This window comes from Buchnera aphidicola (Periphyllus testudinaceus) (assembly GCF_964059035.1).
GTDB lineage: Bacteria > Pseudomonadota > Gammaproteobacteria > Enterobacterales > Enterobacteriaceae > Buchnera_J > Buchnera_J aphidicola_BN.
On sequence record NZ_OZ060380.1, the window covers coordinates 187,200 to 213,379 of the forward strand.

The window sequence follows — 26,180 nt, forward strand, 5'->3', positions numbered from 1 at the left end:
TTATTTCCTTAAAATATTTATTTTTCAATAGAATTTTTTTAAATAATACTTTCATTTTTTCTAAGTGTTAAAACTTCGTATCCATTTTTTTTAACTAAAATTGTATGTTCGTATTGAGCAGATAAACTGTGATCGCATGTTTTTATAGTCCATTTATCTTTATCGCAAAATATTTTTCTTTGTCCTGCATTTATCATTGGTTCTATTGTAAATATCATATTTTTTTTTAAAACGATTTCTTGATCTTTAGAATAATAATGTAATACATATGGTTCTTCATGAAAATTTTTTCCGATACCGTGCCCGCAATATTCTTTTACTATAGAAAAATTATTTTTAGTAGCTATTTTTTGAATAGTTTTTCCAATTTTTCTTAATTTAATTCCCGGTTTAATTATTTTTATAGATTCATATAAACTTTTTAAGGTAATTTTGCATAATTTTTTTGCTAATTTAGAGCATTCTCCAACTAAAAACATTTGTGAAGAATCTCCGAAATATCCATCTTTTTTTAGTGAAATATCTATATTTAAAATGTCTCCATTTTTTAAAATTATTTTTTTATTAGGAATTCCATGACAAACAACGTTATTTACAGAAATGCATGTAGATTTTGGATATCCTTGATATCCTAAACATGCTGAAGTAACATTTATTTTTTTATAAATATAGTCATGACAAATATCATTTATTTCTTGTGTGCTAATTCCTGGAGTAATATAATTTTTTATCATATGTAAAACTTGAGAAGTTAATTTTCCAACTTCTTTCATTTTTTTTATATCAAAATTATTTTTAATAATGATCACTTTTACATCCTGAATTTATTTTAAAAAAAATAAAATTTTTTATATATAATTTTATATTTTTTATATTTTATTTATTTATTTTTTATATATGTTTAACTATAATACACTTTTTTATTAATAAATTTTTATAATATTTGAATTTTTAAGATTTATTTAATATAAATTTATATTAAATTATATATAATATATATAATATACAGGATTTATTTGTATTTAAATTCCAATTAAATGTATTTTTTAATTTATAAAGGATATATATGATAAAAATTTCTATGAAAGATATGTTAAAAGCAGGTATTCATTTTGGTCATCAGACTCGTTATTGGAATCCAAAAATGAAACCTTTTATTTTTGGTTCAAGAAATAGAATTCACATTATTAATTTAGAAAAAACTTTACCTATGTTTCAGAATGCATTATTAGAATTAAAAAAAATTCATTCAAGACATGGAAAAATATTGTTTGTTGGAACAAAAAAATCTGCAAGTGATTTAATAAAAAAATGCGCAATTTTTTGTAAACAATATTATGTTCATCATCGTTGGTTAGGAGGAATGTTAACGAATTGGAAAACTGTAAGACAGTCTATACAATATTTGAAAGATTTAGAAAAACAATCTAAAGATGGAACGTTTGATAAGTTAACTAAAAAAGAAGCTCTTATTCGTACTAGAAAATTATTAAAATTAGAAAATAGTTTAGGTGGAATAAAAAATATGGGAGGAATTCCTGATTGTTTATTTATAATTGATGCTGATTATGAAAATATTGCAATAAAAGAAGCTAATAATTTAGGTATTCCTGTATTTTCAGTTGTAGATACAAATTCTAATCCAGATGGAGTTAATTTTGTAATTCCAGGAAATGATGATGCTATGAGATCTGTAAATTTTTATTTGGAACAAGTAAGTTTAATTATTCATAAAAATGAGAAAAAAGAAATCACAAGATCTATTGAAATTAATAGAAAATAATAAAAAAATTTATGTATATTTAGATAGTTAAGTTTTAAAAAAATATAAAATTATTTTATTATAAACAAATTTATATTTTATTTTTTATTTTTAAAATATTTTTTATATTATAAGGATAATATGAAGATTTCAACTAATTTAATTAAAAAATTAAGAATGATAACTGGTATTGGAATATTAGATTGTAAAAAAGCGCTTTTAAAAAAAAATGGAGATATTCATTCTTCTATAGATTATTTAAGAAAAAAAGGTAAATCAAAAGCATTAAATAAATTATCTAGAAAAACTTTTCAAGGATCTATTTTTTCTGGTGTTAAAAAAAATTTTGGAGTATTGTTAGAACTAAATTGTGAAACTGATTTTGTTGCAAAACATGAAAATTTTATTAATTTTGGAAACAAAATTATTCAAACTTCATTAGAAAAAAATATTGAAAAATTAGATTTTTTAAAAAATTTTTTTGAATCAGAAAGAGCTAGTTTAGTTTCTATAATTGGAGAAAATATAAAAATTTCTAGATTTTTAGTATTAAAAGGAAAATTTATTCATTCATATCTACATAGATCTAGAATTGGAGTTCTTTTACAGAGTAATTCTAATGATGAGCTTTTAAATAAAAATATTTCTATGCATATAGCAGCAAGTAAACCATTATATTTAAATCCAGAAAGTGTTCCTAAAGAAATTATTTTACGTGAACAAAATATTCAATTATCTATGTCAAAACAAACAGGAAAACCCGATTCTATATTAAAAAAAATAGTTTTAGGTAGAATGAAAAAATTTTTTAGTGAAATTACTCTTATCAAACAATCTTTTATTTTAGATCAAAAAAAAACAGTAGAAGATTTTTTATTAGAAAATAATATTATTTTAAAAAATTTTATTCGTTTTGAAGTAGGAGAAATTAAAATATAAATTTTTAAAAAAATATATTATTTTTAGAATATTCAAATTAATTTATTAAATTTTTAAAAATGTATTTTTATATAATTTTTAATAAAATATAATTTTTTATAGGTTGTATATATATGAATATATCTAATATTTCATTAAAATATTCTAGAGTTATTTTAAAATTAAGTGGAGAATCTTTTACTACTGTTAATAATATTTCTAATATTGATTCGAGTGCTTTATTCTTTTTATCTAAAGAAATTAAAAAAATTATAGATTTAAATGTTGAATTAGGAATTGTTGTTGGAGCTGGTAATTTATTTAGAGGAAAACAATTACAAAAAGCAGGAATAAATCGTGTAGCTGCAGATCATATAGGAATGCTTTCTACTATAATAAATGGATTAGCTTTAAATAATTCTATTAATAAAATGAATATTAAAACATCTTTAATGTCTTCAATTCCTGTAAATGGAATTTGTGAAATTTACGATTGGAATAAAGCTATAAATTTATTATCTAAAAAAACTGTAGTTATTTTTTCTGCAGGTATTGGAAATCCATTTTTTACGACAGATTCTGCTGCTTGTTTAAGAGCAATTGAAATACAAGCAGATATTGTTTTAAAAGGAACTCAAGTAGATGGAGTTTATACTTCTGATCCTAAAAAAAATATAAATTCAGTTTTATATTCTAGATTAAGTTATAAAGAAGTTTTAGAAAAAGAATTAAAAGTTATGGATTTATCAGCTTTTATTTTGGCTAGAGATCATAATATTCCAATAAGAGTATTTAATATTAATAATTCTGGAGCTTTAAAAAGAATTGTTAAAGGTATTGATGAAGGAACTTTAATTAATTAAGTTTTAAAAGATTTTTATATAAAATAAATTTTATTATTGAACAAATTTATAAATAGATAAATTTTTTATTAAAATAATTTAAATTATACTCCAAATTAAGTTGAATAAATATGAAAAACATTAAAAAAATAACAAAAAATAAAATGAAAAAATGTATTGAAAATTTTTTTTTATTTATTAAAAAATTAAGAACTGATAGAGCATCTCCTGATTTATTAAAAGATTTAAATATTGAATATTATGGAAAAAAAATTTCTTTAACAAATATTTCAAGTATTACAGTAGAAGATTCTAAAACGTTAAGAATTAATACTTTTGATAAAAATATAAATAAAGATGTTGAAAAATCTATTATAAATTCTAATTTAGGTTTAAATCCAATTTCTGTTGGAGATATTATTCGCGTACCTATTCCACAATTAACTGAAGAAAGAAGAAAAGATTTAATAAAGATTTTATATAAAAAATCTGAAAAATGTAAAATTTGTATTAGAATGGTTAGAAAAGATTCTAATAATATTATTAAAAATTTTAAAAAAGATGAAAATATAGGAAAACATGATGAGAAAATGTATAAAAATGAAGTTCAAAATTTAACTAATTTTTATATTAAAGAAGTAGATCGTTTAAAAAACGTAAAAGAAAAATCGTTATTAAATTTCTAAAAAATTTTAAAAAAATAAATTTAAATATCAAAAAATTATTTTTAAAATTTAAAAAAATTTTAAATAAACAAATGAATACATTATTTATTTTTATAGATAATGTATTTGTAATATATAAAATTTTATTTTTGGTATTTTTATTTAAAAATTTTTTATATATAAAATATAAAAAAAATATTATTTAATAATTTATATAATATATTAAATTTTGAAATATTTTTTAATTATTTTAAAATATATTTATTTTAATAGAAATAAATTAATTTATCAGTCGAGAGGTTTTCTTTATAGAAAATTTATAATAAAATGAAAATAAAAAATTTATTTTTAATATGTTTGTTTATTTTTAGTATTAATATTGGATATTCAAATAATAATTTTTATTTTAAAAAAATTGAATTTTCTGGATTAAATAAAATATCTCAGAAAGAAGCGTTGGGTTATTTAACTTTTCATACAAATGAATTTGTTTCAAAAAAAGAAATTCAGAATAGTATACAACAATTATTATTGAGTAATAAGTTTGAAACTGTAGATTTTTTTCAGTCACATAAAAAAATTACTTTTAAAGTAAAAGAAAATCCTTTTATATCTAAGATTAATATTCTTGGTCATTTTTCTATAGATTTAAGTTTAATTCAAGATTTTTTAAATTCTTCTGGAATTCAAGAAAATACTTTTTTAAGTAATCATAAAAAAATGTTTTTTAAAAATAAAATATTAGAATATTATACAAGTATATTAAAAGATAATTCTAAGGTTATTTTTAAAATATTAAATAAAAAAAATAATATTCAAGATTTAACAATAAAAATATTAGAAGGAAATGATTTAGATATTAAAAAAATTAAAATTTTAGGTAATAGTCAGATTTCTTCAGATCGTGTAATGTCTTTTTTTTCTTCTTATAATAGATCTAAATTTTTAAAAAAATTTATTAATTATAAATATAATTATCAAGATTTTCAAAATGATTTAAAAAGTTTATATCATTTTTATAATAATGCAGGGTATGTAAATTTTAATATTATAAATACAAAATTAAATTATTTAAATAAAAAAAAAGATATTTCTATTATAATGACTATTAATGAAGGATGTCAATGTACTTTATCTGACGTTATTATAAAAGAAGATTACCCTACTTTATTTAAACCTTTAGAGTTTACTTCTTTATTTAAAATAAATGAATTGTATCATATTGATGATTTAATGAATTTTAAAAAAAATATTGAAAAAAAATTATTTAAAAATGGATATATTTTTTCTGAAATAGAAATTGTTCCATATATTGACAATTTTCATAAAAAAGTAAAATTTGTTATTAATATTCATAAAAATGAACAATTTTTGGTAAACGAAATTTTATTTAAGGGAAATGTTCTTACAGAAAAAAAATATTTAATAAAAAAAATGTTACAAAAAGAAAAAGCTATTGTAAATGCAGATTTTTTAAATAAAGATTTAAAATATTTAAAAGAAACAGAATATTTTGATAATATAGAAGTGGAATTTAAAGCTGCTTGTAATAAGAAATATCATTTTATTGATTTGATTTATAATGTAAAAGAAAAAAAATCAAATATATGTAATTTTGGTATAGGATATAATAATCAAAACAAATTAAATTTTAATTTACAATTATTAAAAAAACATTTTTTAAAAACAGGTAATGTATTATCTTTTGGTGTGTCTCAATACTTTAATAAACATTCTTTTAATTTTTTTTATATTAATCCATATTTTACTAAAAAAAATTTTATTTTTAGTACAAATTTTTTTTTAGAGTTAATGGAACCAAATTTAAACATTTATTCAAATGATTCAAAAAAATTTCAAGAAAATTATATAAATAAAATTTATTTAAGTATTAAAAATATATTAAATTTAAACAGAATGTATTCAAAATATCATCAATTTAATTATGGTGGAGAATCATCTATTTCTATTCCATTTTTAAATAATGATTTATATAAAATTAATTTTGGATATACTCATCATGAGTTTTCAGATTTAATAAAAAATTCTTATAAAAATATTTTAATTTGTAAAAATAATTTTAATAAAGTTTTAAACAAAAAATTTATTTCAGAACGAAATAGTTTTTATATTGATAATTCTGTTAATTTTAATACTATTAATGATACATTTTTTCCATATTTAGGGCATGATACAACTTTTTCTTTAAGATCGTTGTTTTTTAATAAAAAATCAAATAAAAATTATTATAAATTTATTTTTGATTCCAAACAATATTTTCCAGTAAAATATACAAATAATAAAGTTGTTTTTTTATTTCGTTCTTATTTTGGTTTTGATTTTTTAAATAAAAATGATATGTATTATGAAAATTATGATAATTTTTATGCTGAACGTAATAATACTATAAGAGGATATTTATCAGAAAATATAGGAGCAAAAATATTTTATTTAGATAAAAAAAAAATAGATCCTTATAAATTTAAAAAGAATAATTTTTCAGATTTAAATAAAAATAATAATAATTCATATAATGATTATATTGGTGGTAATATTATTTCTATTACAAACTTAGAATTAATATCATCTATTCCTTATTTTAAAAATGAATATTTAAAAAATTTTAGAATTTCTACATTTTTAGATTTTGGAAGTGTATGGATTCAAAATAAATTTTTTAAAAATAGTCCTTCAATTTTTGTTTATTCAAATCCAAATAAAATTTTTTCTTCATGCGGTCTTTCTTTAAAATGGAAATCTCCTTTCGGTTTATTATCATTTTCTTATGCTTTCCCTTTAAGTTATAATGACAAAAATGATATAGAAAAATTTCAAATTTCTTTTGGAAGATAATTATATATTTGTTATTTAAAAATTTTGTTTTATGTTTTTTTCATCTTATTTTTTATAAAAAAAAAATAAGATGAATTTTTAAATATATATTAAATAAATTAAATTTATTGGTTATTATCATGATTATTTTAAATAAAATAAATTTTTTAAAATTTATTCCTCATAGAAAACCATTTTTATTTGTAGATAAAATAGTAAAATTTAAAAAAAAATATTATTTGCATTCTAAATTTAAAATTCTTCCAGAAAATTTATTTTTTTTAGGACATTTTCCTAAAAATCCAATTTTTCCAGGTGTTTTAATTCTTGAATCTATGATGCAATCTGCAGGAATTTTATTTAGAATAAGTTATCCAAATATTTTAAAAAAAAAAATAAATTATTTAACATCAATAAAAAATGCTAAGTTTAGAAAATTAGTTTTACCTAATGATATGTTAAATATAAAAATTTTTTTTATTAATTTACATAATAATTTTATTAAATTTAAAGGTTTTGTTTTAGTAAATAAATTTTTAGTTTGTGAGGCTATTATTACAATTTATATCAAATAAAAAATATTATAAAAAATGTGTGTTTTTTTATTTTATTTTGTAATTTTAATTGAATTTTTATAGGAAATTTTAATAAAAAATGCCTGATCCTTTATTTGTTCATCTTCGTGTACATAGTGATTATTCTATATTAGATGGTTTATCAAAACCTAAAAAAATTATTCAAAAAACTACATCTTTAAAAATGCCAGCTGTTGGTATTACTGATTTTTCAAATTTATATGGAGTAATAAAATTTTATAAGTTATCTCATAAAAATGGAATTAAACCAATTATAGGAGTAGATTTTAATCTTTTATCTGATAATAATTCTTCAACAGAATTAACTATTTTAGCATCTAATAATATTGGTTATGAAAATTTAAAAATATTAGTTTCGAAAGCTTATAGACAAAATTATTTAGTATTGAAAGATATTTATATAAAAAAAAAATGGCTAAAAAAATATTTTCAAGGATTAATCGTTTTATCTGGAGGAATTGATGGTGAAATTGGTCAATATATACTTAGTAAAAGAAAAAACATTTTATATAAAACTTTAGATTTTTATAAAAAATATTTTAATAATTTTTATTATTTAGAAATTTCTCGTGTTGGGCGAGTACATGAAGAGAAATATATAAAAAATATTTTAAAAATTTCTATAGAAAGAAATTTACCAATTGTTGCTACAAACAATGTTCGGTTTTTAAAAAAAAATGATTTTTATTCTCATACAATAAGAATAGCAATACATAATGGAATTTCTTTTAATGAAGCAAAAGATATATTTTTTAAATATACAAAAAATCAATTTTTTAAAACAGAAATAGAAATGAAAAATCTTTTTATAGATATTCCTGAAGCGTTAATAAATTCTGTAGAGATTGCTAAAAGATGTAATGTATATATTAATTTTGGTAGATATTTTTTGCCTAAATTTTGTACAGGGCAAGTAAATGAAAAAAAATATTTAATTAAAAAATCTTTTCAAGGTTTAAAAAGCAGACTAAAAAAAATAAATTTAGATACATTAGAAAAAAAGTTTTCTCGAGAAATATATAAAAAAAGATTAGTTAATGAGTTAAAAGTAATTAATAAAATGGGATTTCCAGGTTATTTTTTAGTAGTTATGGAATTTATTCAATGGGCAAAAAAAAATAAAATTCCAGTTGGTCCTGGAAGAGGTTCTGGAGCGGGATCTTTAGTAGCTTATTCTTTAAAAATTACTGATATTGATCCAATTAAATTTGACTTATTATTTGAGCGTTTTTTAAATTTAGAAAGAATTTCAATGCCTGATTTTGATGTAGATTTTTGTATGAATAAACGTGATTTAGTAATTGATCATGTTTCAAAAGTATATGGAGAAAGTTCTGTTGCTCAAATTATTACTTTTGGAACTATGACCGCAAAAGCTGTAATACGTGATGTTGGAAGAGCTTTAGGTTATCCATATGCTTTTTTAAATAGAATATCAAAATTAGTTCCATTAGATCCAGGTATTATTTTAAAGAAAGCAATATTTAATTCAAAAGAATTATCTATTTTATATAAGAATGATGTGGATTTTAGAGAATTAATTAATTCGACAAAAAAATTAGAAGGTGTGATTAGAAATGTAGGAAAACATGCTGGAGGAGTAGTTATATCTCCTACAAATATTATAAATTTTTCTCCAATATATTATGATCTTTTAGAAAAAAAAAACCCAGTAACTCAATTTGATAAAAATGATATTGAGGATATTGGTTTAGTAAAATTTGATTTTTTAGGTTTAAAAACATTAACTATTATTGATTATGCTATAAAAATGATTAATAAAAATTTTTTTCTAAAAAATAAATTTTTTAAATTAAATATTAAAAAAATATTATTAAATGATAAGAAAAGTTTTAAATTATTAAAAAGTGGTTATACAACTTCTGTTTTTCAATTAGAATCTAACGGTATTAAAGAATTAATTTGTCGATTGCAACCTAATTGTTTTAATGAAATCGTTGATTTATTAGCGCTTTTTAGACCTGGACCTTTACAATCTGGAATGGTTGACAATTTTATTAATAGAAAACATGGAAAAGAGAAAATTTATTATCCTGATAAAAAATGGGAACATAAGATATTAAAACCAATTTTAAAATCTACTTATGGAATTATTTTATATCAAGAGCAAGTTATGAAAATTGCTCAGATTTTTTCTAATTATACTTTAGGAGAAGCTGATTTATTAAGAAGAGTGATTAGTAAAAAAAATTCAAAAGAAATGTCTAATCAACGAGAAAAGTTTATATTGGGTGCTAAAAAAAATAACATAACAAAAAAATTATCAAATAAAATATTTGATTTATTAGAGAAATTTGCAGGTTATGGATTTAATAAATCTCATTCAGTAGCATATGCTTTTATTTCTTATCAAACACTTTGGTTAAAAGCAAATTATCCATCTGAATTTATGGCATCTGCTATGACTATGGATATGAGATATTCTAATAAAATTATGATTTTAGTTGAAGAATCTTTTAAAATGAATTTAGTAATTTTTTCTCCAAATATAAATATTAGTAAAAAAAAGTTTTTTGTAGATTTAAAAAAAAATATAATTTTTGGTTTAGGAGCTATTAAAGGTCTTGGAGAAGGAACTATTAAAAAAATTCTTATAGAAAGAAAAAATAATGGTTTATTTAAAGATTTAAGTGATTTATGTATTCGAGTTGGTCCTAAAACTATTACAAAAAAAATTTTAGAAAAATTAATATTTTCAGGATCTTGTGATTGTTTTAAAATAAGTAGATTATTATTATATCATTCAATTGAAAGTGTAGTTCAATCTTCTGTTCAAAATATTAATATTATTTTATCTAAACAATTAGATTTTTTTAATAAAAAGATTTTATATAAAAAAAAAACTTCAAAAAATAAATTTATAGTAGATTTAAATTGGTCAAATAAATTTGAATTAGATAATGAAAAAAATGTATTAGGTTTTTATTTTTCTAATCATCCTTTTAATTTTTATCTTAAAGAAATAAAAAAATATTTTAAAATCATATTATTAAAAGATCTTAATTTTTTAAAAGAATATACCAAAGTATATATATCAGGAATTGTTTTAAGTAGTAAATTAATTACAACTAAAAATAAAAGAAAAATGATGATAATAAGATTAAATGATAATATAAAAACTATAGATGTTTTAGTTTTTGAAGAATCTTTAATTCAAAAAAAATCTATATTAAATAATAATATTATTATAATTTATGGATATATTAAAAAAAATTATTTTAAAAAAAATTGTTTTATAATTGCTAAAAAAATTAATAATTTATATTGTATAAGACAAAAAAAATTACTTAAAATAAAAATTATATTAAAAAATTCTATTCGTTCTATTAAATTTTTTATAAAAATAGAAAAATTAATTTTAAATTATATTGGTGGAAATACTTTATTAAATATTTCTGTTAAAAATAAAAATACAGATTTTTTAAATAATATTTTAATAAAAGAATGGAATATTTTTCCTACAGATAATTTATTATACTTTTTAAAATCTATTCCTTTTTTAATTAAAATAAAATATTTTTATTTGTAAATTAAATTTAAAAAATAGTTTTTTTTTTTTGAATTTTTTTATAAATTAATTTTTTAATTTTTTAATAAAAATTTGTAAAATGTTTTTAATTTTAATTTCTTTTTTTGTTTTTTTTTTTCTATTTTGTAGTTCTACACAGTTTTTTAAAATTGTATTTTTGCTGATAATAATTTTATATGGAAATCCTAATAAATCTGTTTCTGCAAACATTTTTCCAGGTCGTTCTATTTTATCATAAAAAAATACTTGAATATTATTTTTTTTGAATTGAAAATATATTTTTTCTGCTATTTTTTTAACATTTCTGTATTTTTCAATGTTAATTGGAATAATAGAAACTTGAAATGGAGATATTGAGATAGGCCAAATTATTCCATCTTTATCGCAATTATTTTCAATAATTGCTCCTATTAATCGACTAATTCCAATTCCATAACATCCCATTTCTATTATTTTATTATTTTTTTTTTTTGTTTGGATGCATGCATTAAATATTTTTGAATATGTTTGATTTAGTTGAAAAATATGACCAATTTCTATACTTTTTTTATTATTACAGTATTTATTTTTTTTTGATTTGTTATAATTAACATGAAATTCATGTGATAAACTTCCTCCAATAACTCCATTATTTACTTTTATAATTTTAGTTTTTAAATTCATTTTATAAAATATTTTTAAATAAGAATTCAACATATTATTATATGTTTTTTTTAGAGATTTTTTATTTTCATGAAATGAATAAGCATCTTTCATAATAAATTCTCTTGTTCTTAAAATACCTTCTTTGGGTCTAATTTCATCTCTAAATTTTGTTTGTATTTGATACATTGTTATTGGTAATTCTTTATAAGAAGATATATAATTTTTTATTAAATTAGTAACAATTTCTTCATGTGTAGGAGATAATATCAATTTTTTTTTATGTCTATCGAAAACTTTAAATAATTCTCTTCCATATGATTTAATTCTATTACTTTGTTCCCATAATTTAGAAGATTGTAAAATTGGCATACAAATTTCGAGAAAATTATTTTTATTCATTTCTTTTCTTATAATTTTTTTTATTTTTTTTAATACTCGAATTCCATTTGGTAACCAAGTATATATTCCATTTGAAGATTTTTTTATCATACCAGAACGTATCATTAATTGATGACTTATTTTTTTAGAATTTTTTGGAATTTCTTTTTTTGTACAGAGAAGATATTTTTTTTGTCTCATGTTAACTCTTTTTTTTATAATATAATTTAAGTTTATTTAAAATTTTTTTTAATCTTTTATTTTATCATTTTTCATGATTTAATCATAATAGAAAATTTATAATTTTAAGTTTTATTCAAATTTATTTATTAAAAAAAATTGTTAATTATGATGTTTATATAAATAATTTGTTAAAGTTATATTTTTATATAATTTATTTAATTTAGGAATTTATAAAAAATGTCGGATTATGAAGAAAAAAAAGAATTTCCAACAGATAAGAAATTAAAAAAAGCAAAAAAACAAGGAATGAATACGTATTCTAAAGAATTAAATTCATTTATAATTATTTTAGTATTTTTTTTTCTTTTTTTTATTTTTAGAAAATTTATTTTTTTTAATATAATTAATATTTTTATATCAAATTTTTCTTTTGATTATAATATTGTTAATAAAAATTCTTTATTGATTATAAAAAATATTTTTTTTTCAGAAAAAAAATTTTTTATTTTTATTTTTTTATTTTTATTTATTTTATTTTTAACTAGTTTTTTTTCTCCAGTAGTTTCAAAGAATTTTTCATTAAATTTTAAAATGATACATTTTAATTTTAATCATTTAAATTTATTACAAGGTATAAAAAAAATTTTTTCATATAATATTTTTATTGATTTAATAAAAATTGTATGGAAAATTTTATTTTTATTTATTTTTTTCTTATTTTTTACTTATTTTTATTTTTTTAAAAATTTTTATTTGTTATATGAATCTTTTTATTTTTGTTTATTAAACAGTTTGTATTTAATATTTGTATTTTTTATATTTTCTTTAATTAGTTTTATTCCATCAGTAATTTTTGATATTTTTTGGAGTAATTATTTATTTTATAAAAAATTAAAAATGAATAATAAAGAATTAAAAGAGGAATTGAAACGTTCAGAAGGAGATCCTGAAATAAAAATAAAAATTCGTGAAAAATTACGTTTAATTTTAAAAGAAAATTCTATTTCTGAATTACATCTTTCTGATGTAGTAATATCTGATTTTAAAGATTATTCTGTTTCTTTAAAATACAATTATAACTGTATGGTAGCACCTAAAATTATATCAAAAGGAGCAGGATTGCATTCTTTAAAAATGTTAAAATTTGCAAAAAAATTTGATATACCTATTTTTGAATCATTTACTTTATCTAAAGTTTTATATAAAGAAGGTGAAGTTGGAAAATATGTTCCTGGTATTTTTTATTCAGTAATTGCAGAAGTATTTGCTTGGGTATTGAAATTGAAAAAATGGAAAAAAGAAGGAGGAAAATATCCTAAACCTCCAAAATATTTATGTGCTTCATCTAATTCAAACATTTTAGGAAAAAATTAAAAAATGATAAATTTGTTTTCTTTAAAAAATTTTATTAAACAAATAAAAAAAATTCAATTTCAGGAAATTTCAGCACCGATTTTAATTGTAATGATTTTATCTATGATGATATTACCATTAAAACCAATTTTTTTAGATGTGTTATTTACTTTTAATATATTTATTTCTATTGTTGTTTTATTAGTAGCTATGTCTACTAAAAGTATTTTAGAATTTACGTCTTTTCCAATAATTTTATTATTTACGACTTTATTAAGATTATCTTTAAACATAGCTTCTACTAGAATAATATTATTATTTGGTCATTTAGGTAAATTCTCTGCTGGTCATATTATTGAATCTTTTGGTCATTTTTTAGTAGGAAGCAATTTTTCTATTGGAATTATAGTTTTTTTAATTTTAGTTATAATTAATTTTATTGTTATAACTAAAGGAGCTAGTAGAATAGCAGAAGTTGGAGCTAGATTTACTTTAGATAGTATGCCTGGTAAACAAATGTCTATTGATTCTGATTTAAATGCTGGTCTTATAAAAGAAAGTGAAGCGAAAAATAGAAGATTAAATATTTCTCAAGAAGCTGATTTTTATGGGGCAATGGATGGAGCTAGTAAATTTGTAAGAGGAGATGCAATAGCAGGGATTTTGATTATGTTTATTAATGTAATAGGTGGTCTTTTTATTGGATTATTTCAACATCATATGAATATATCCAAAGCTATAAAAATATATACTTTGTTAACTATAGGAGATGGTCTTGTTGCGCAAATTCCTGCATTGATAATTTCTACTTCTGTAGCAGTAATAGTTACTAGAGTAGAAAATAATAAAAATGCTAGTGAACAAATAATTAGTCAATTATTTTATAATTCTAATATTATTTTTTTAAGTGGAGTAATTTTAGGTTTTTTTGGTTTAATACCTGGAATGCCTCATTTAATTTTTTTATTTTTTTCTATTTTTTTATTTTTTTCAAAATTTATATATAAAAAATTTATAAAATTTTTTAAATATAATGAACCAATAGATATAGTTCAAAAAAAACAATTTAATCTTACTTACAAAGATATACCATTAGAAAATTTTTTATCTATTAATTTAAGTAAAAATTTAATTGATTTAATGAATTATAGTAATAAAAAAAATTTATTTGATAAAATTTTTTATATTCGAAAAAAATATATAAATGAATTTGGTTTTTTATCTCCTAAAGTAATAATTAAAAAAGATATAAATTTATCTCCTTCGAAATATAAAATTTTTATTAAGGGTGTAGAAAGTGGAAAAGGAACTGTTTATTTAAATAAATTTTTAGCAATTAGTACTAAATTTTCTAATAAAAAATTATCTAAAAAAGAAACAAATGATCCAGTTTTTGGTTTAAGATCTTTTTGGATAAATAAAAAAAATATTATAATGGCAAAATATGAAAAATATACAGTAATAGATTCAAGTACAGTAATATCTACGCATTTTGATCATTTACTTTCTTTAAATATGAGTGAATTGTTTGGAAGACAAGAAATGCAAGATTTATTAAATAAAGTAGGTTCTGAAATACCTCAATTAATAGAAAATCTTATTCCTAATACATTTACTTTAACAGCTATTAAACAGGTATTTCAAAATCTTTTATTAGAAAATGTTCCCATTAAAGATATGAGAACAATTTTAGAAACTTTAATTGAAAATTCATCATTTCAAAAAAATATTGATTATTTAACAAATATTGTTCGAATATCTTTAGGAAAATCTATTGTTTATAAAATTTGTATGAATAAAAAAAATATTTATGCAATTGGAATTTCTACTGAATTAGAAGAAAATCTAATAAAATGTTTAGAAAATAATCAGAATATTGAGCCAGATTTATTGAATAAAATTCTTATAAAATCAAAAAAAGCTATTTATAAACAAGAATCTATGAATTATCCTATAGTTTTTGTAGTATCTCATGCATTACGTTTTTTTATTTTTCGTTTATTAAAAACAAATTATTCAAAAATTCATGTTTTATCAAATTTAGAAGTTTCAAATTATAAAAAAATTGTTTTTGTAAGTATTATTTAATTTTTTAAACATATTTTTATAAAAATTAATGTTTACATTTTTTTAATTACTTTGATTCCTAAAAGATTTAATCCTTTTTTTAAAATTTTAGAAGTTAAAAAAGAAATTTTTAATCTAGTAATTTTTTTATTTTTATTTTTTTCTTTTAGTATTTTATATTTTTCATAAAATTTGGAATAGTTTGAAGCTAATTTATATATATATAAACAAATTAAATGTGGTTGTCCTTTTTTTGAAGCTTTATATATAGTTTCTTTAAATTCAAGAATTTGGATTGATAAAGTTGTTTCTAAATTATTAGAAATGTGAAAAAATTTTTTTAATTTTAAAACATTTTTTTTATAATTTTTTAAAATTGATTGTATTCTTGTATATGTATATTGAATATATAAAGATGTATTTCCTTCAAAAGATAAAGTATTTTTCCAGTTAAATATATAATTAGTTATTCTATTTTTAGATAAATCTGAATATTTTATTGCTCCAATTCCAATAATTTTTGATAATGTATTTAATTTTTTAGAATTAATTGTTTTATCTTTTTTTAATATTAAATTTTTTGCTCTTATAATAGATTCTTTTAATAATTTTGAGAGTTTAATAGTATTTCCAGATCTAGTTTGAAAAGGACGATTTTTTCCTGATAACATCATTCCAAAAATATGATGCTTAACTTTTAATTTGTTTGAGATATAGCCTGCTTTTTTTGAGATTTGATATACTTGGCTTAAATGTTGTTTTTGACGTGAATCTACATAATATAATATTATATTTGCTTTTAGATTTTTATATCGATATTTTAAACATGCTATATCAATAGCGGAATATAAAAAAGGTCCGTTATTTTTTTTAATAATAACTCCCATTTTTTTTCCTTTTCTATTTTTTGTGTTTTTTAAAAAAATTATAATATTTTTATTTTTTATTACTGCAATATTTTTTTTTATTAAATCAGAAGTAATTTTTGGTAACATTTTTTGATAAAAACTTTCTCCTACAATATCTTTTTTTTTTAAAGTAATATTTAATAATTTATAAATTTTTTCATTTTTTTTAAGATTTAGTTTAACAATATATTTCCATATTTTATAGCATGATTTATTTTTTTCTTGAATTTTTGAAGTATATTTATTTGTTTTTTTATAAAATAATTGATTTTGAGAATTTAATTTTTTTGCTTTACAATATATTTTTTCTAATTTAGATATAGACATTTTTTTAATTTTTTTAATTTTTTTTATTTCTTTTAAATATGCAATTATCATTCCGAATTGATTGCCAAAATCTCCAATATGATTTGCTCGAATTACTTTATATCCTATAAATTCCATGATTCTTGCTGTAGAATCTCCTATTATTGTTGATCTTAAATGTCCTACATGCATTGATTTAGCCATATTAGGAGAAGAATAATCGATTACTACAATTTTTTTCTTATTTTTTTTATTTTTTATATTAAATTTTTTTGTATAGAAGATCTTATTTACTTTTTTTTCTATCCAATTTATTTTTAAAAAAATGTTTATAAAACATGGTTTTGAAAAAACAGATTTTTGAATTATTTTGTTTAAATTCATGTTTTTTGTAATTTTTTTTGTTAGTTTTTTTAATGAAATCTTCAGTAAAGACGAGATTTGAAATAAATTATTTAATTGATAATGACCATTTTTTATATTTTTATTTTTTTGAATACGTATTTTAATCTTTACTAAAGATTTTTTTTGTATTAAAATTGTTTTAATAAGTTTTTTTAAAATTGATTTTATTTTCATTTAATTTCTCTTTATATTAAAAAATATTTTTATCATAAATATATTTTTTATAAAATTTTAACTTATTATATTCTATTTTTATTTTTTTTTATTAAAAAAATAAAAATATATTTGACAAAATTAAAAATATGTTTTATTATTAAAAAACTTTAATTAGTAACGCTCTTTAAAAAAATATCAGAAAATCTGTGTGGGCACAGAAAAATTTAAGTGCAAAAATTATTTAGTAAGAATTTATTTAATTTACTTGATTAAAATTTGTAAAAAATGAAGAGTTTGATCATGGCTCAGATTGAACGCTGGCGGCAAGCCTAACACATGCAAGTCGAGCGGCAGCGAAAGAAAAAAATTTATTTTTTTCTTGTCGGCGAGCGGCAAACGGGTGAGTAATATCTGGGGATCTACCCAAAAAAGGGGGATAACTACTGGAAACGGTAGCTAATACCGCATAATGTTGAAAAATTAAAGTAGGGGATTTTTATTTTTTTTAAAAACCTTACGTTTTTGGATGAACCCAGACAAGATTAGCTTGATGGTAAGGTAAAGGCTTACCATGGCAACGATCTTTAGCTGGTCTGAGAGGACGATCAGCCACACTGGAACTGAGACACGGTCCAGACTCCTACGGGAGGCAGCAGTGGGGAATATTGCACAATGGGCGAAAGCCTGATGCAGCTATGCCGCGTGTATGAAGAAGGCCTTAGGGTTGTAAAGTACTTTCGTTAGGGAGGAAATAAACATATATAATATATTTGTTTTTTGACGTTACCTAAAAAAGAAGCACCGGCTAACTCCGTGCCAGCAGCCGCGGTAATACGGAGGGTGCGAGCGTTAATCAGAATTACTGGGCGTAAAGAGCACGTAGGCGGTTTTTTAAGTCAGATGTGAAATCCCTGGGCTTAACCTAGGAATTGCATTTGAAACTATTAGACTAGAGTATCGTAGAGGGAGGTAGAATTCTAGGTGTAGCGGTGAAATGCGTAGATATCTGGAGGAATACCTGTGGCGAAAGCGGCCTCCTGGACGAATACTGACGCTGAGGTGCGAAAGCGTGGGGAGCAAACAGGATTAGATACCCTGGTAGTCCATGCTGTAAACGATGTCGACTTGGAGGTCGTTTCCAAGAGAAATGGCTTCCGTAGCTAACGCGTTAAGTCGACCGCCTGGGGAGTACGGCCGCAAGGCTAAAACTCAAATGAATTGACGGGGGCCCGCACAAGCGGTGGAGCATGTGGTTTAATTCGATGCAACGCGAAAAACCTTACCTGGTCTTGACATCCATAGAATTTTTTAGAGATAGAAAAGTGCTTTCGAGAACTATGAGACAGGTGCTGCATGGCTGTCGTCAGCTCGTGTTGTGAAATGTTGGGTTAAGTCCCGCAACGAGCGCAACCCTTGTCCTCTGTTGCCATCGGTTCGGCCGGGAACTCAGAGGAGACCGCCGGTTATAAACCGGAGGAAGGTGGGGACGACGTCAAGTCATCATGGCCCTTACGACCAGGGCTACACACGTGCTACAATGGCATATACAAAGAGAAGCAATTCTGCAAAGATAAGCAAACCTCATAAAGTATGTCGTAGTTCGGATTGGAGTCTGCAACTCGACTCCATGAAGTCGGAATCGCTAGTAATCGTGGATCAGAATGCCACGGTGAATACGTTCCCGGGCCTTGTACACACCGCCCGTCACACCATGGGAGTGGGTTGCAAAAGAAGCAAGTATCTTAACCTGAAAAGGAAAGCGCTTACCACTTTGTGATTCATGACTGGGGTGAAGTCGTAACAAGGTAACCGTAGGGGAACCTGCGGTTGGATCACCTCCTTAAAAGTCACTTTATAAATTATAAAGTGCCCACACAGATTATCTGATATTAAAGCTTTAACAAAGGCTTGTAGCTCAGTTGGTTAGAGCACACCCCTGATAAGGGTGAGGTCGGTGGTTCAAGTCCACTCAGGCCTATTAAACACCTTTATCTAAATTTTAAATATATAATTTAAATAAAAATGTTTTAAAATAATATTTATTTTTATTTTTTAAAATAATGGGGCTATAGCTCAGCTGGGAGAGCGCCTGCTTTGCACGCAGGAGGTCAGCGGTTCGATCCCGCTTAGCTCCAATTAAAATTGATCTTTAATTTTTCTTAAATTACAAAAATAATCAATTTCATTTTTTGAATTATACCAATAATTAATAATATTTTTAATATTATTTTTTTTTATTTTTAAAAAAACATTAATTCTTTTTTCAAATTTTAGATTACTAAAATTTTTTAATTGTTTTGGGTTATTTTTAATAAATTCAAAATATTCATTTATTTTCCAATCTTGTTTAAAAAATAAATAAGAAAATCTTAAATTAAAAAATGTATACTCATGTGAATTAAATAAAATAGTTTCTTGAGGTAATTTCATAATTTTTTTAAAAGAATAATAAAGATTTTTTGAACATCCATCAATAGTTTTTCCACATCCTCCAGAAAACATAATATCTCCGCAAAAAAGATATGGATAAAAATAATATGATATATCTAATTTTGTATGTCCGGGAGTTAAAAATATTTTAAAAATTTTATTAAAAATAATTAATTTTTGTTTTTTTTTAATTACATATTGTTTTTTTTTTATTAATTTTATTTTTTTTGGAGTAAAAATTTTAATTTTTGGATAATATTGTAATAATTTAAGTATTCCATTAACATGATCATAATGTAAATGTGTTATAAAAATAATAATTGGTTTTAAACGATACTTTTCTAACTTTTTTATAATTGGATCAGCCAATCCTGGATCAATTATAATACATTTTTTTTTTTTTGAAATAATCCATACAATATTATCGTTTAATATTTTTATTCCATTAATATTAATCATTATTTTATCCTTTTTTTTTTAATATTTTTTTAGAAGTTTTATATTAAATTTTATTTTATATATCCTATATCATTTTTAGTGGGATTTTTAGCTGATTTTTTTGCTGTAATATCACATAACTCATTTTCTAATTGTCCTGAATGACTTTTAATCCAAACCCAATTTATAGTTTTTTGTTTTTTAATAGAATTTTTTAGTCTAATCCAAAGATCTATATTCTTTACTTTTTTTTTATTTTTTTTTATCCATCCATTTTTTTTCCATGAATTCATCCATTTTGTAAAACCATATTTTACATATTTACTATCAGTACATATTAAAATTTTAGAAGGAATTTTAATTTTTTCTATACCAATTATAACACTCATAAGTTCCATTCTATTATTTGTTGTTAAAAAAAAACCAGAACTAAGTATTTTTTTATGGTTTTTATATTTTATTATTGTACAAAATCCTCCTGGACCTGGATTTCCTAAGCAAGATCCGTCAGTAAAAATTAAAACTTTTTTTTTTATTTTATCTTTCATGTTTACTCTCTTATAAATAATTAATATGAATAAAAAATTTTTACGAAAAATTGTTCTTGATACAGAGACAACTGGAATTAATAAAGAAGGTGTTGTATATTTAAATCATCGTATTATAGAAATTGGAGCAGTTGAAATTATTAATCGTAAAATAACAAAAAATTATTTTCACATATATCTTAATCCAAATCGATTAATAGATAAAGAAGCATATAAAATTCATGGAATTTCTAATAATTTTTTATTAAATAAACCAAATTTTTCTGAAATTTATAAAAATTTTTTAAATTATATAAAAAATTCAGAATTAATTATTCATAATGCTAAATTTGATTTAGGATTTATAAATTATGAATTTCAAATGTTAAATAAAAATGTTAAAAATATATTAAATTATTGTACAGTATTAGATACTTTAAAATTATCTAGAAAAATTTTTCCTGGAAGAAAAAATAATTTAGAAGCTTTATGTAAGCGTTATAAATTAAATTATCAAAGAAAACTTCATAGTGCGATATTAGATGCAAAATTATTAGCAAAAGTATATTTATTAATGACTTCTAAGCAACAATCTTTTTTTTTTATGAATAAAGAAAATAATAAAATTTTTAAAAAAAATAAAAAATATACAAATAAAAAAAAAATATGTATAAAAAAAGCTACAGTTAAAGAAAATTTAATTCATAAAAAATATTTAAATTTTATGATAAAAAATAATCAATGTTTATGGAAAAATATAAAAAATTAATAAAATATTGTTTTTTTATAAAAATATAGTATAATTATTAAATAAATTTTTTTTAAAAATTTGGTGCGGTAGTTCAGATGGTTAGAATATCGGCCTGTCACGCCGGAGGTCACGGGTTCAAGTCCCGTCCGCACCGATAAATTTTATTTTTTATATTTTAATTAAAAAAATAAATTAATAAATTTTGTTAAATATAATTTTTTATTTTTTTTAAAATTTTTTATATAAAAAAAATTTAAATTATTTCTTAATTTTAAAAAAATACATTTAATATATTAATCTTTTTAAAAAAATAGTAATATTATTTATAATAAAATTTATTTTTATAGGTATTATTTTAAAAATTTTTATGAAAAAAAAATACATTGTTACTTGGGATATGTTACAAATTCATTCTAAAAATTTAGCTTTGAAAGTAAATTTCAAAAAAAAATGGAAAGGTATATTTGCAATTAGTCGTGGAGGTTTAGTTCCTTGTGCTATTTTATCTCGTGAATTAGGAATTCGTTATGTTGATACTATTTGTATCTCTAGTTATGACAATATGTTTTTAAGAAAATTAAAAATTATAAAAAAAGTTAATAATACAGGAAAAAACATTTTAATAGTAGATGATTTAGTTGATACAGGTAGAACAATAAAAATAGTTAGAAAAATGTATCCTAAAGCATATTTTGTTACTATTTTTGCTAAACCTTTAGGTTGTAATTTAGTAGATGACTATATGGTAAACATTCCTCAAGATACTTGGATTGAACAACCTTGGGATATGTTTTTTTCATATAATCCTCCTATTGTTTCAGATTTTTAAAAATAAATCTTAAATTATAAATTTTAAAAATAAAAAGTTGTTTTTTTAAATATTTTAAAATAAGGAAATTATATGATTATAAAAGATAAAGAAAATTTTAGTGAAAAATTTTTAGAAAAAAATAAAAAAAAAATAATTTCTTTAAAAAAAAAAAATGATGAATTAAAAAAAAAAATAATTTCTTTAAAATTAAAAAACAAAAAAAATATTAAAAAAATACAAAATCGATGTAGTAAAAAAATAGAATTATGTTATAAATTTTGTTTAGAAAAAAACATTTTTTCTGTTTTACCAATACTTGATAGTTTAGAAATGGCTATTTCTTCAATTAATAATAAGAAAAAAAAATATGAAAAAATTTGTAAAAAATTAAATTTTTTAAAAAATTATTTTATTAAAGTGTTATTAACTTATAATGTAAAAATAATTAATAAAATTAATGTTTTATTTAATCCATTAATACATCAGGCTATTTTTTTAAAAAATTCAAAAACTATAAAAAAAAATCATGTTGTAGAAATTATTCAAAAAGGATATTTATTAAATGATCGTGTATTAAGAGCAGCTATGGTATCTGTTTCTAAAATTTAATAATTTTTTTAAAAGTTTTATAAAAATATTTTTTATAAGTCTTGATAATAAAATAAAATCAAGACTTTTAATAAATTTTCTAATATATATACATTATATAAAAAATTAATATTATGTTAAAAAAAATTAAAAAAAAAAAAATTGTAACTGTAAATAAAAAATCAAAATTTAATTTTTTTATTAAGAAATATTTTACAGCAGGAATAGTTTTACATGGATGGGAAGTAAAATCTATACGTCAAGGAAAAATAAATATTAGTCATAGTCATATTATTTCTCGTTCATGTGAGTTATATTTATTTAATTGCAATATACAACCTTTAAAAACTACAAGTTTAATTAATTTTTCTAATGAATCTAATAGAAATAGAAAACTTCTTCTTTTAAGAAAAGAAATTGATTTTATTTCACAGGAAATAAAAAAATATAAATATACTGTTATTCCTATTTCGGTATTTTGGAAACGTTCTTTATGTAAGATTAATATTGGACTAGCTATAGGAAAAAATTTATATGATAAAAGGCAAGATAAAAAAAATAAAATTTTAAAAAGAGAACTTTCTAGAGTTTCTAAAAGATTTAAAATTTAAAGTTTTTAAAAAAAATAATTTCTTTTAAATGTTAAAAAAATAAAATGATTAAACATAAAAAAAATAATAAATATTGGATGAAATTTGCTTTACTTTTTGCAAAAGTAGCTTTTTTAAAAGGAGAAGTTCCTGTAGGTTCATTATTAGTTAAATCAAATAAAATTATTGGTTTTGGATGGAATAATTCTATTTCAAATAATGATCCAACAGGTCATTCAGAAATAATTACGCTTAGGAAATCAGGTAAATTTATAAGAAATTATAGATTATTAGATGCATCTCTTTATGTTACTTTAGAACCTTGTATAATGTGTTTAGGAGCTATTTTAAATAGTAGAATTAAAAATTTAATTATTGGAACTAAAAAAAAAAATGTAACAAATATTCTTTATAAAAATAAATATATTTTAAATTCAAAAAAATTTAAAATAAAAGTAGTAAATAATGTTTTAAAAAAAGAATGTTCTAATTTATTAAATAAATTTTTTTTTAACAAAAGAAAATAAATTGTTTTAAATTATTCTAATACAACAATTGCTTGAGCATATTTTTTTTCATCTGTAAAACTTACATGTGATTTGGTAATTTTTAAATATTTTTTTTTTAATATAGAATTTTTTAGATAACGTATTTTAGGTTTATTCATTTTATTATTATATATTTCTATATTATTAAACGAAATTCCATGACTCATTCCATATCCCATAGCTTTAGATAATGCTTCTTTAATAACAAATCTTTTTGCTAAAAAATTTATTTTTCTAGAATTAGTTTTATAAAGTTTTCTTTCTTTTTTAGATAAAATTCTTTTTAAAAATTTTTTTTTAAAAATTTTTATAATTTTTTTTATTCGAGATATTTTTAATATATCTATTCCAATACCAATAATTTTCATTTTTATTATTTTTTTTTTATTTTATTGTTTTTATCCACAAGAAAAGATGTATTTTTTGGTTTAAAATTTTTTCTAAATCTTGTCGTGAAATTATACTACATAATTTTATTTTTTTTCCACTTTTTCCAATAAATATTTTTTTTTGCCTATAATTTTTTACAAAAATAAATACATGAATTATTTTTTCTTTTTTAAGATTTTTTTTAATTTTTTCAATTTTTATTTTATTAATATACGGTAATTCATCTCCAAAATATCTCATTATTTTTTCTCGTATGCATTCAGTAATAATATATTTTAAAGATAAATTATTTTTTTTATTTTTATTAAATTCATGTTTTGATTTAGGAAGATTTTTTTTAATTATTTTTTCTAAAGTATCAACATTTTCTCCAGTTTTAGCAGATATAGGAATAATTTTATTAATATTAAATTTTTTATATATATATTTTATTAAAGGTAAAATTTTATATTTTTTTTTAATTTTATCAATTTTATTTAAAACAATTAAAATAGGAATTTTTTTTTTTTGAAAAAATTTTATTAAATTATTATTTTGTTTGTTCCAAATTGTTTTCTCGATAATTAAAATAATAATTTTTAAATTTTTAAAAATATAATTTTGAAAATTTATTGTTTTTTTTATATAATTTTCAGAAATTTTATTTTTTATATTAAATCCTGGAGTATCAATGTAGATATATTGATAATTTTTTTTAGTTTTAATTCCAATGATATTTTTTTTAGTTGTATTTTTTTTATTTGATGTAATTGATATTTTTTGTTTAATTATTTTATTTAATAAAGTTGATTTTCCAGAATTTTGATTTCCAATAATTAAAATTCTTCCACAGTATTTTTTTTTTATATTCACTCTATTCCTAATTTTATTAAGGCATATTGTGCAGAATTTTGTTCTGCTTTTCTGCGACTTGATCCAATTCCAATTAAGTTATCAGAAATATTTAAAATATCACATTTAATAGTAAATAATTGATTATGAGCTTCTCCATATACTTGTACTACTGTATAATTTGGTAAAGGCAAATGTTTTGATTGTAAATATTCTTGAAGTCTTGTTTTAGAATCTTTTTGAGTATCTCCAGGGCTAATTTTTTGTAATCTTTTTTTATACCATTTTAATATTAATTTTTCTATTGTTTCAATATTGCTATCTAAAAATATACTTCCAATAATTGCTTCTACAGTATTAGCTAATATTGATTCTCTTCTAAAACCTCCGCTTTTTAATTCTCCTTGTCCTAATTTTAAATATTCTCCTAAATCAAATTCATAAGCAATTTTAGCTAGAGTATTTCCACGCACTAATGTTGCTCTCATACGACTCATATCTCCTTCGTTTACATAAGGAAAAAATCTGTATAAAGCATTTGCGATTATAAAGCTTAAAATAGAATCTCCTAAAAATTCTAATCTTTCATTGTGATGAACACTAAAACTTCTATGTGTTAATGCTTGTTTTAATAATTCTTTTTTATTATAAACATATCCTAATATTTTTTGAATTTTTTTTGTTTCAGTATAATCCATGGTTTACCAATT

The 26,180-nt window shown here is 20.0% G+C and carries 22 protein-coding genes, 3 tRNA genes and 1 rRNA gene; 18 read left to right on the top strand and 8 right to left on the bottom strand.

What is annotated here, in order from left to right:
• Positions 1-38: 38 nt before the first annotated feature.
• Positions 39-809 (bottom strand): type I methionyl aminopeptidase, encoded by a 771-nt coding sequence (gene map, locus AB4W45_RS00840; RefSeq protein ID WP_367671456.1) that lies wholly within the window; start codon positions 807-809, stop codon positions 39-41.
• A gap of 257 nt (positions 810-1,066) precedes the next feature.
• Between map and rpsB the strand changes: the two genes are divergently transcribed.
• From rpsB to dnaE, 7 genes are all read left to right on the top strand, one after another.
• Positions 1,067-1,783, top strand: coding sequence for a 30S ribosomal protein S2 (rpsB, locus tag AB4W45_RS00845; protein WP_367671457.1), 717 nt, complete (start codon positions 1,067-1,069; stop codon positions 1,781-1,783).
• Between the two features lie 120 nt (positions 1,784-1,903).
• Positions 1,904-2,701 (top strand): translation elongation factor Ts, encoded by a 798-nt coding sequence (tsf, locus tag AB4W45_RS00850; RefSeq protein WP_367671459.1) that lies wholly within the window; start codon positions 1,904-1,906, stop codon positions 2,699-2,701.
• Between the two features lie 113 nt (positions 2,702-2,814).
• Positions 2,815-3,543: a UMP kinase gene (gene pyrH / locus AB4W45_RS00855; protein ID WP_367671460.1), complete on the top strand. Its 729-nt coding sequence runs from the start codon at positions 2,815-2,817 to the stop codon at positions 3,541-3,543.
• A gap of 110 nt (positions 3,544-3,653) precedes the next feature.
• The gene (gene frr, locus AB4W45_RS00860; RefSeq protein ID WP_367671461.1) at positions 3,654-4,208 is read left to right on the top strand and encodes a ribosome recycling factor; all 555 of its coding nucleotides are present in this window, start codon (positions 3,654-3,656) and stop codon (positions 4,206-4,208) included.
• Between the two features lie 306 nt (positions 4,209-4,514).
• Positions 4,515-7,040 carry an outer membrane protein assembly factor BamA gene (gene bamA, locus AB4W45_RS00865; protein WP_367671462.1) on the top strand — a complete coding sequence of 842 codons (2,526 nt, stop codon included), beginning with the start codon at positions 4,515-4,517 and terminating at the stop codon, positions 7,038-7,040.
• Between the two features lie 119 nt (positions 7,041-7,159).
• Entirely contained in the window at positions 7,160-7,594 is a 435-nt protein-coding gene (gene fabZ / locus AB4W45_RS00870; RefSeq protein WP_367671464.1) for a 3-hydroxyacyl-ACP dehydratase FabZ, read from the top strand.
• A gap of 79 nt (positions 7,595-7,673) precedes the next feature.
• On the top strand, positions 7,674-11,165 hold the full coding sequence (gene dnaE / locus AB4W45_RS00875) for a DNA polymerase III subunit alpha (RefSeq protein ID WP_367671466.1): 3,492 nt from the start codon (positions 7,674-7,676) through the stop codon (positions 11,163-11,165).
• A gap of 45 nt (positions 11,166-11,210) precedes the next feature.
• On the opposite strand, the gene proS is transcribed toward dnaE, so the two are convergent.
• A complete protein-coding gene (proS, locus tag AB4W45_RS00880) occupies positions 11,211-12,389 on the bottom strand; it encodes a proline--tRNA ligase (protein ID WP_367671467.1) in 1,179 nt (392 codons plus the stop codon).
• A gap of 219 nt (positions 12,390-12,608) precedes the next feature.
• Here proS and AB4W45_RS00885 point away from each other — a divergent pair, with 219 nt between their 5' ends.
• Both AB4W45_RS00885 and AB4W45_RS00890 read left to right on the top strand, forming a co-directional pair.
• A complete protein-coding gene (locus tag AB4W45_RS00885; RefSeq protein WP_367671468.1) occupies positions 12,609-13,745 on the top strand; it encodes an EscU/YscU/HrcU family type III secretion system export apparatus switch protein in 1,137 nt (378 codons plus the stop codon).
• A 3-nt stretch (positions 13,746-13,748) separates the two neighbouring features.
• Positions 13,749-15,812: a flagellar biosynthesis protein FlhA gene (locus AB4W45_RS00890; RefSeq protein WP_367671469.1), complete on the top strand. Its 2,064-nt coding sequence runs from the start codon at positions 13,749-13,751 to the stop codon at positions 15,810-15,812.
• Positions 15,813-15,844: 32 nt separating this feature from the next.
• Here AB4W45_RS00890 and argS read toward each other — a convergent pair whose 3' ends face one another.
• On the bottom strand, positions 15,845-17,584 hold the full coding sequence (gene argS / locus AB4W45_RS00895) for an arginine--tRNA ligase (RefSeq protein ID WP_367671471.1): 1,740 nt from the start codon (positions 17,582-17,584) through the stop codon (positions 15,845-15,847).
• A gap of 264 nt (positions 17,585-17,848) precedes the next feature.
• On the opposite strand from argS, the gene AB4W45_RS00900 reads away from it, so the two are divergent.
• The 3 genes from AB4W45_RS00900 to AB4W45_RS00910 all read left to right on the top strand — a co-directional run bounded on the left by AB4W45_RS00900 (position 17,849) and on the right by AB4W45_RS00910 (position 19,701).
• Positions 17,849-19,409 (top strand): 16S ribosomal RNA (locus tag AB4W45_RS00900).
• Between the two features lie 61 nt (positions 19,410-19,470).
• Positions 19,471-19,544, top strand: a tRNA-Ile gene (locus tag AB4W45_RS00905).
• Between the two features lie 84 nt (positions 19,545-19,628).
• Positions 19,629-19,701, top strand: a tRNA-Ala gene (locus AB4W45_RS00910).
• A 1-nt stretch (position 19,702) separates the two neighbouring features.
• On the opposite strand, the gene gloB is transcribed toward AB4W45_RS00910, so the two are convergent.
• Complete coding sequence (gene gloB, locus AB4W45_RS00915) at positions 19,703-20,455, bottom strand: hydroxyacylglutathione hydrolase (RefSeq protein ID WP_367671473.1); 753 nt, start codon at positions 20,453-20,455, stop codon at positions 19,703-19,705.
• A gap of 50 nt (positions 20,456-20,505) precedes the next feature.
• The gene (rnhA, locus tag AB4W45_RS00920; protein ID WP_367671506.1) at positions 20,506-20,970 is read right to left on the bottom strand and encodes a ribonuclease HI; all 465 of its coding nucleotides are present in this window, start codon (positions 20,968-20,970) and stop codon (positions 20,506-20,508) included.
• Positions 20,971-21,007: 37 nt separating this feature from the next.
• On the opposite strand from rnhA, the gene dnaQ reads away from it, so the two are divergent.
• The 6 genes from dnaQ to tadA all read left to right on the top strand — a co-directional run bounded on the left by dnaQ (position 21,008) and on the right by tadA (position 24,228).
• Positions 21,008-21,730, top strand: coding sequence for a DNA polymerase III subunit epsilon (gene dnaQ / locus AB4W45_RS00925; protein WP_367671475.1), 723 nt, complete (start codon positions 21,008-21,010; stop codon positions 21,728-21,730).
• Positions 21,731-21,792: 62 nt separating this feature from the next.
• Positions 21,793-21,866 (top strand) — tRNA-Asp (locus tag AB4W45_RS00930).
• 213 nt (positions 21,867-22,079) lie between these two features.
• Positions 22,080-22,541, top strand: coding sequence for a xanthine phosphoribosyltransferase (gene gpt / locus AB4W45_RS00935; RefSeq protein ID WP_367671477.1), 462 nt, complete (start codon positions 22,080-22,082; stop codon positions 22,539-22,541).
• A gap of 72 nt (positions 22,542-22,613) precedes the next feature.
• Complete coding sequence (gene grpE, locus AB4W45_RS00940; RefSeq protein WP_367671479.1) at positions 22,614-23,132, top strand: nucleotide exchange factor GrpE; 519 nt, start codon at positions 22,614-22,616, stop codon at positions 23,130-23,132.
• A gap of 113 nt (positions 23,133-23,245) precedes the next feature.
• Positions 23,246-23,722: an SsrA-binding protein SmpB gene (smpB, locus tag AB4W45_RS00945; RefSeq protein WP_367671481.1), complete on the top strand. Its 477-nt coding sequence runs from the start codon at positions 23,246-23,248 to the stop codon at positions 23,720-23,722.
• A gap of 44 nt (positions 23,723-23,766) precedes the next feature.
• Positions 23,767-24,228 carry a tRNA adenosine(34) deaminase TadA gene (gene tadA / locus AB4W45_RS00950; protein WP_367671483.1) on the top strand — a complete coding sequence of 154 codons (462 nt, stop codon included), beginning with the start codon at positions 23,767-23,769 and terminating at the stop codon, positions 24,226-24,228.
• An 11-nt stretch (positions 24,229-24,239) separates the two neighbouring features.
• On the opposite strand, the gene acpS is transcribed toward tadA, so the two are convergent.
• The 3 genes from acpS to rnc are packed head-to-tail and all read right to left on the bottom strand — an operon-like array spanning position 24,240 to position 26,168.
• Positions 24,240-24,617, bottom strand: a complete 378-nt coding sequence (gene acpS / locus AB4W45_RS00955; RefSeq protein ID WP_367671484.1) for a holo-ACP synthase — start codon at positions 24,615-24,617, stop codon at positions 24,240-24,242.
• A gap of 16 nt (positions 24,618-24,633) precedes the next feature.
• Positions 24,634-25,491, bottom strand: a complete 858-nt coding sequence (gene era / locus AB4W45_RS00960; RefSeq protein ID WP_367671486.1) for a GTPase Era — start codon at positions 25,489-25,491, stop codon at positions 24,634-24,636.
• Positions 25,488-26,168, bottom strand: a complete 681-nt coding sequence (gene rnc / locus AB4W45_RS00965; protein ID WP_367671487.1) for a ribonuclease III — start codon at positions 26,166-26,168, stop codon at positions 25,488-25,490. Before rnc ends, era begins: the two co-directional genes overlap by 4 nt.
• Positions 26,169-26,180: the final 12 nt, after the last annotated feature.

Excerpts from the sequence above, each read along its gene's own strand:
- rpsB (WP_367671457.1), top strand. The coding sequence starts at position 1,067 with ATGATAAAAATTTCTATGAAAGATATGTTAAAAGCAGGTATTCATTTT.
- tsf (WP_367671459.1), top strand. The coding sequence starts at position 1,904 with ATGAAGATTTCAACTAATTTAATTAAAAAATTAAGAATGATAACTGGT.
- pyrH (WP_367671460.1), top strand. The coding sequence starts at position 2,815 with ATGAATATATCTAATATTTCATTAAAATATTCTAGAGTTATTTTAAAA.
- frr (WP_367671461.1), top strand. The coding sequence starts at position 3,654 with ATGAAAAACATTAAAAAAATAACAAAAAATAAAATGAAAAAATGTATT.
- bamA (WP_367671462.1), top strand. The coding sequence starts at position 4,515 with ATGAAAATAAAAAATTTATTTTTAATATGTTTGTTTATTTTTAGTATT.
- fabZ (WP_367671464.1), top strand. The coding sequence starts at position 7,160 with ATGATTATTTTAAATAAAATAAATTTTTTAAAATTTATTCCTCATAGA.
- dnaE (WP_367671466.1), top strand. The coding sequence starts at position 7,674 with ATGCCTGATCCTTTATTTGTTCATCTTCGTGTACATAGTGATTATTCT.
- proS (WP_367671467.1), bottom strand. The coding sequence starts at position 12,389 with ATGAGACAAAAAAAATATCTTCTCTGTACAAAAAAAGAAATTCCAAAA.
- AB4W45_RS00885 (WP_367671468.1), top strand. The coding sequence starts at position 12,609 with ATGTCGGATTATGAAGAAAAAAAAGAATTTCCAACAGATAAGAAATTA.
- AB4W45_RS00890 (WP_367671469.1), top strand. The coding sequence starts at position 13,749 with ATGATAAATTTGTTTTCTTTAAAAAATTTTATTAAACAAATAAAAAAA.
- argS (WP_367671471.1), bottom strand. The coding sequence starts at position 17,584 with ATGAAAATAAAATCAATTTTAAAAAAACTTATTAAAACAATTTTAATA.
- gloB (WP_367671473.1), bottom strand. The coding sequence starts at position 20,455 with ATGATTAATATTAATGGAATAAAAATATTAAACGATAATATTGTATGG.
- dnaQ (WP_367671475.1), top strand. The coding sequence starts at position 21,008 with ATGAATAAAAAATTTTTACGAAAAATTGTTCTTGATACAGAGACAACT.
- gpt (WP_367671477.1), top strand. The coding sequence starts at position 22,080 with ATGAAAAAAAAATACATTGTTACTTGGGATATGTTACAAATTCATTCT.
- grpE (WP_367671479.1), top strand. The coding sequence starts at position 22,614 with ATGATTATAAAAGATAAAGAAAATTTTAGTGAAAAATTTTTAGAAAAA.
- smpB (WP_367671481.1), top strand. The coding sequence starts at position 23,246 with ATGTTAAAAAAAATTAAAAAAAAAAAAATTGTAACTGTAAATAAAAAA.
- tadA (WP_367671483.1), top strand. The coding sequence starts at position 23,767 with ATGATTAAACATAAAAAAAATAATAAATATTGGATGAAATTTGCTTTA.
- acpS (WP_367671484.1), bottom strand. The coding sequence starts at position 24,617 with ATGAAAATTATTGGTATTGGAATAGATATATTAAAAATATCTCGAATA.
- rnc (WP_367671487.1), bottom strand. The coding sequence starts at position 26,168 with ATGGATTATACTGAAACAAAAAAAATTCAAAAAATATTAGGATATGTT.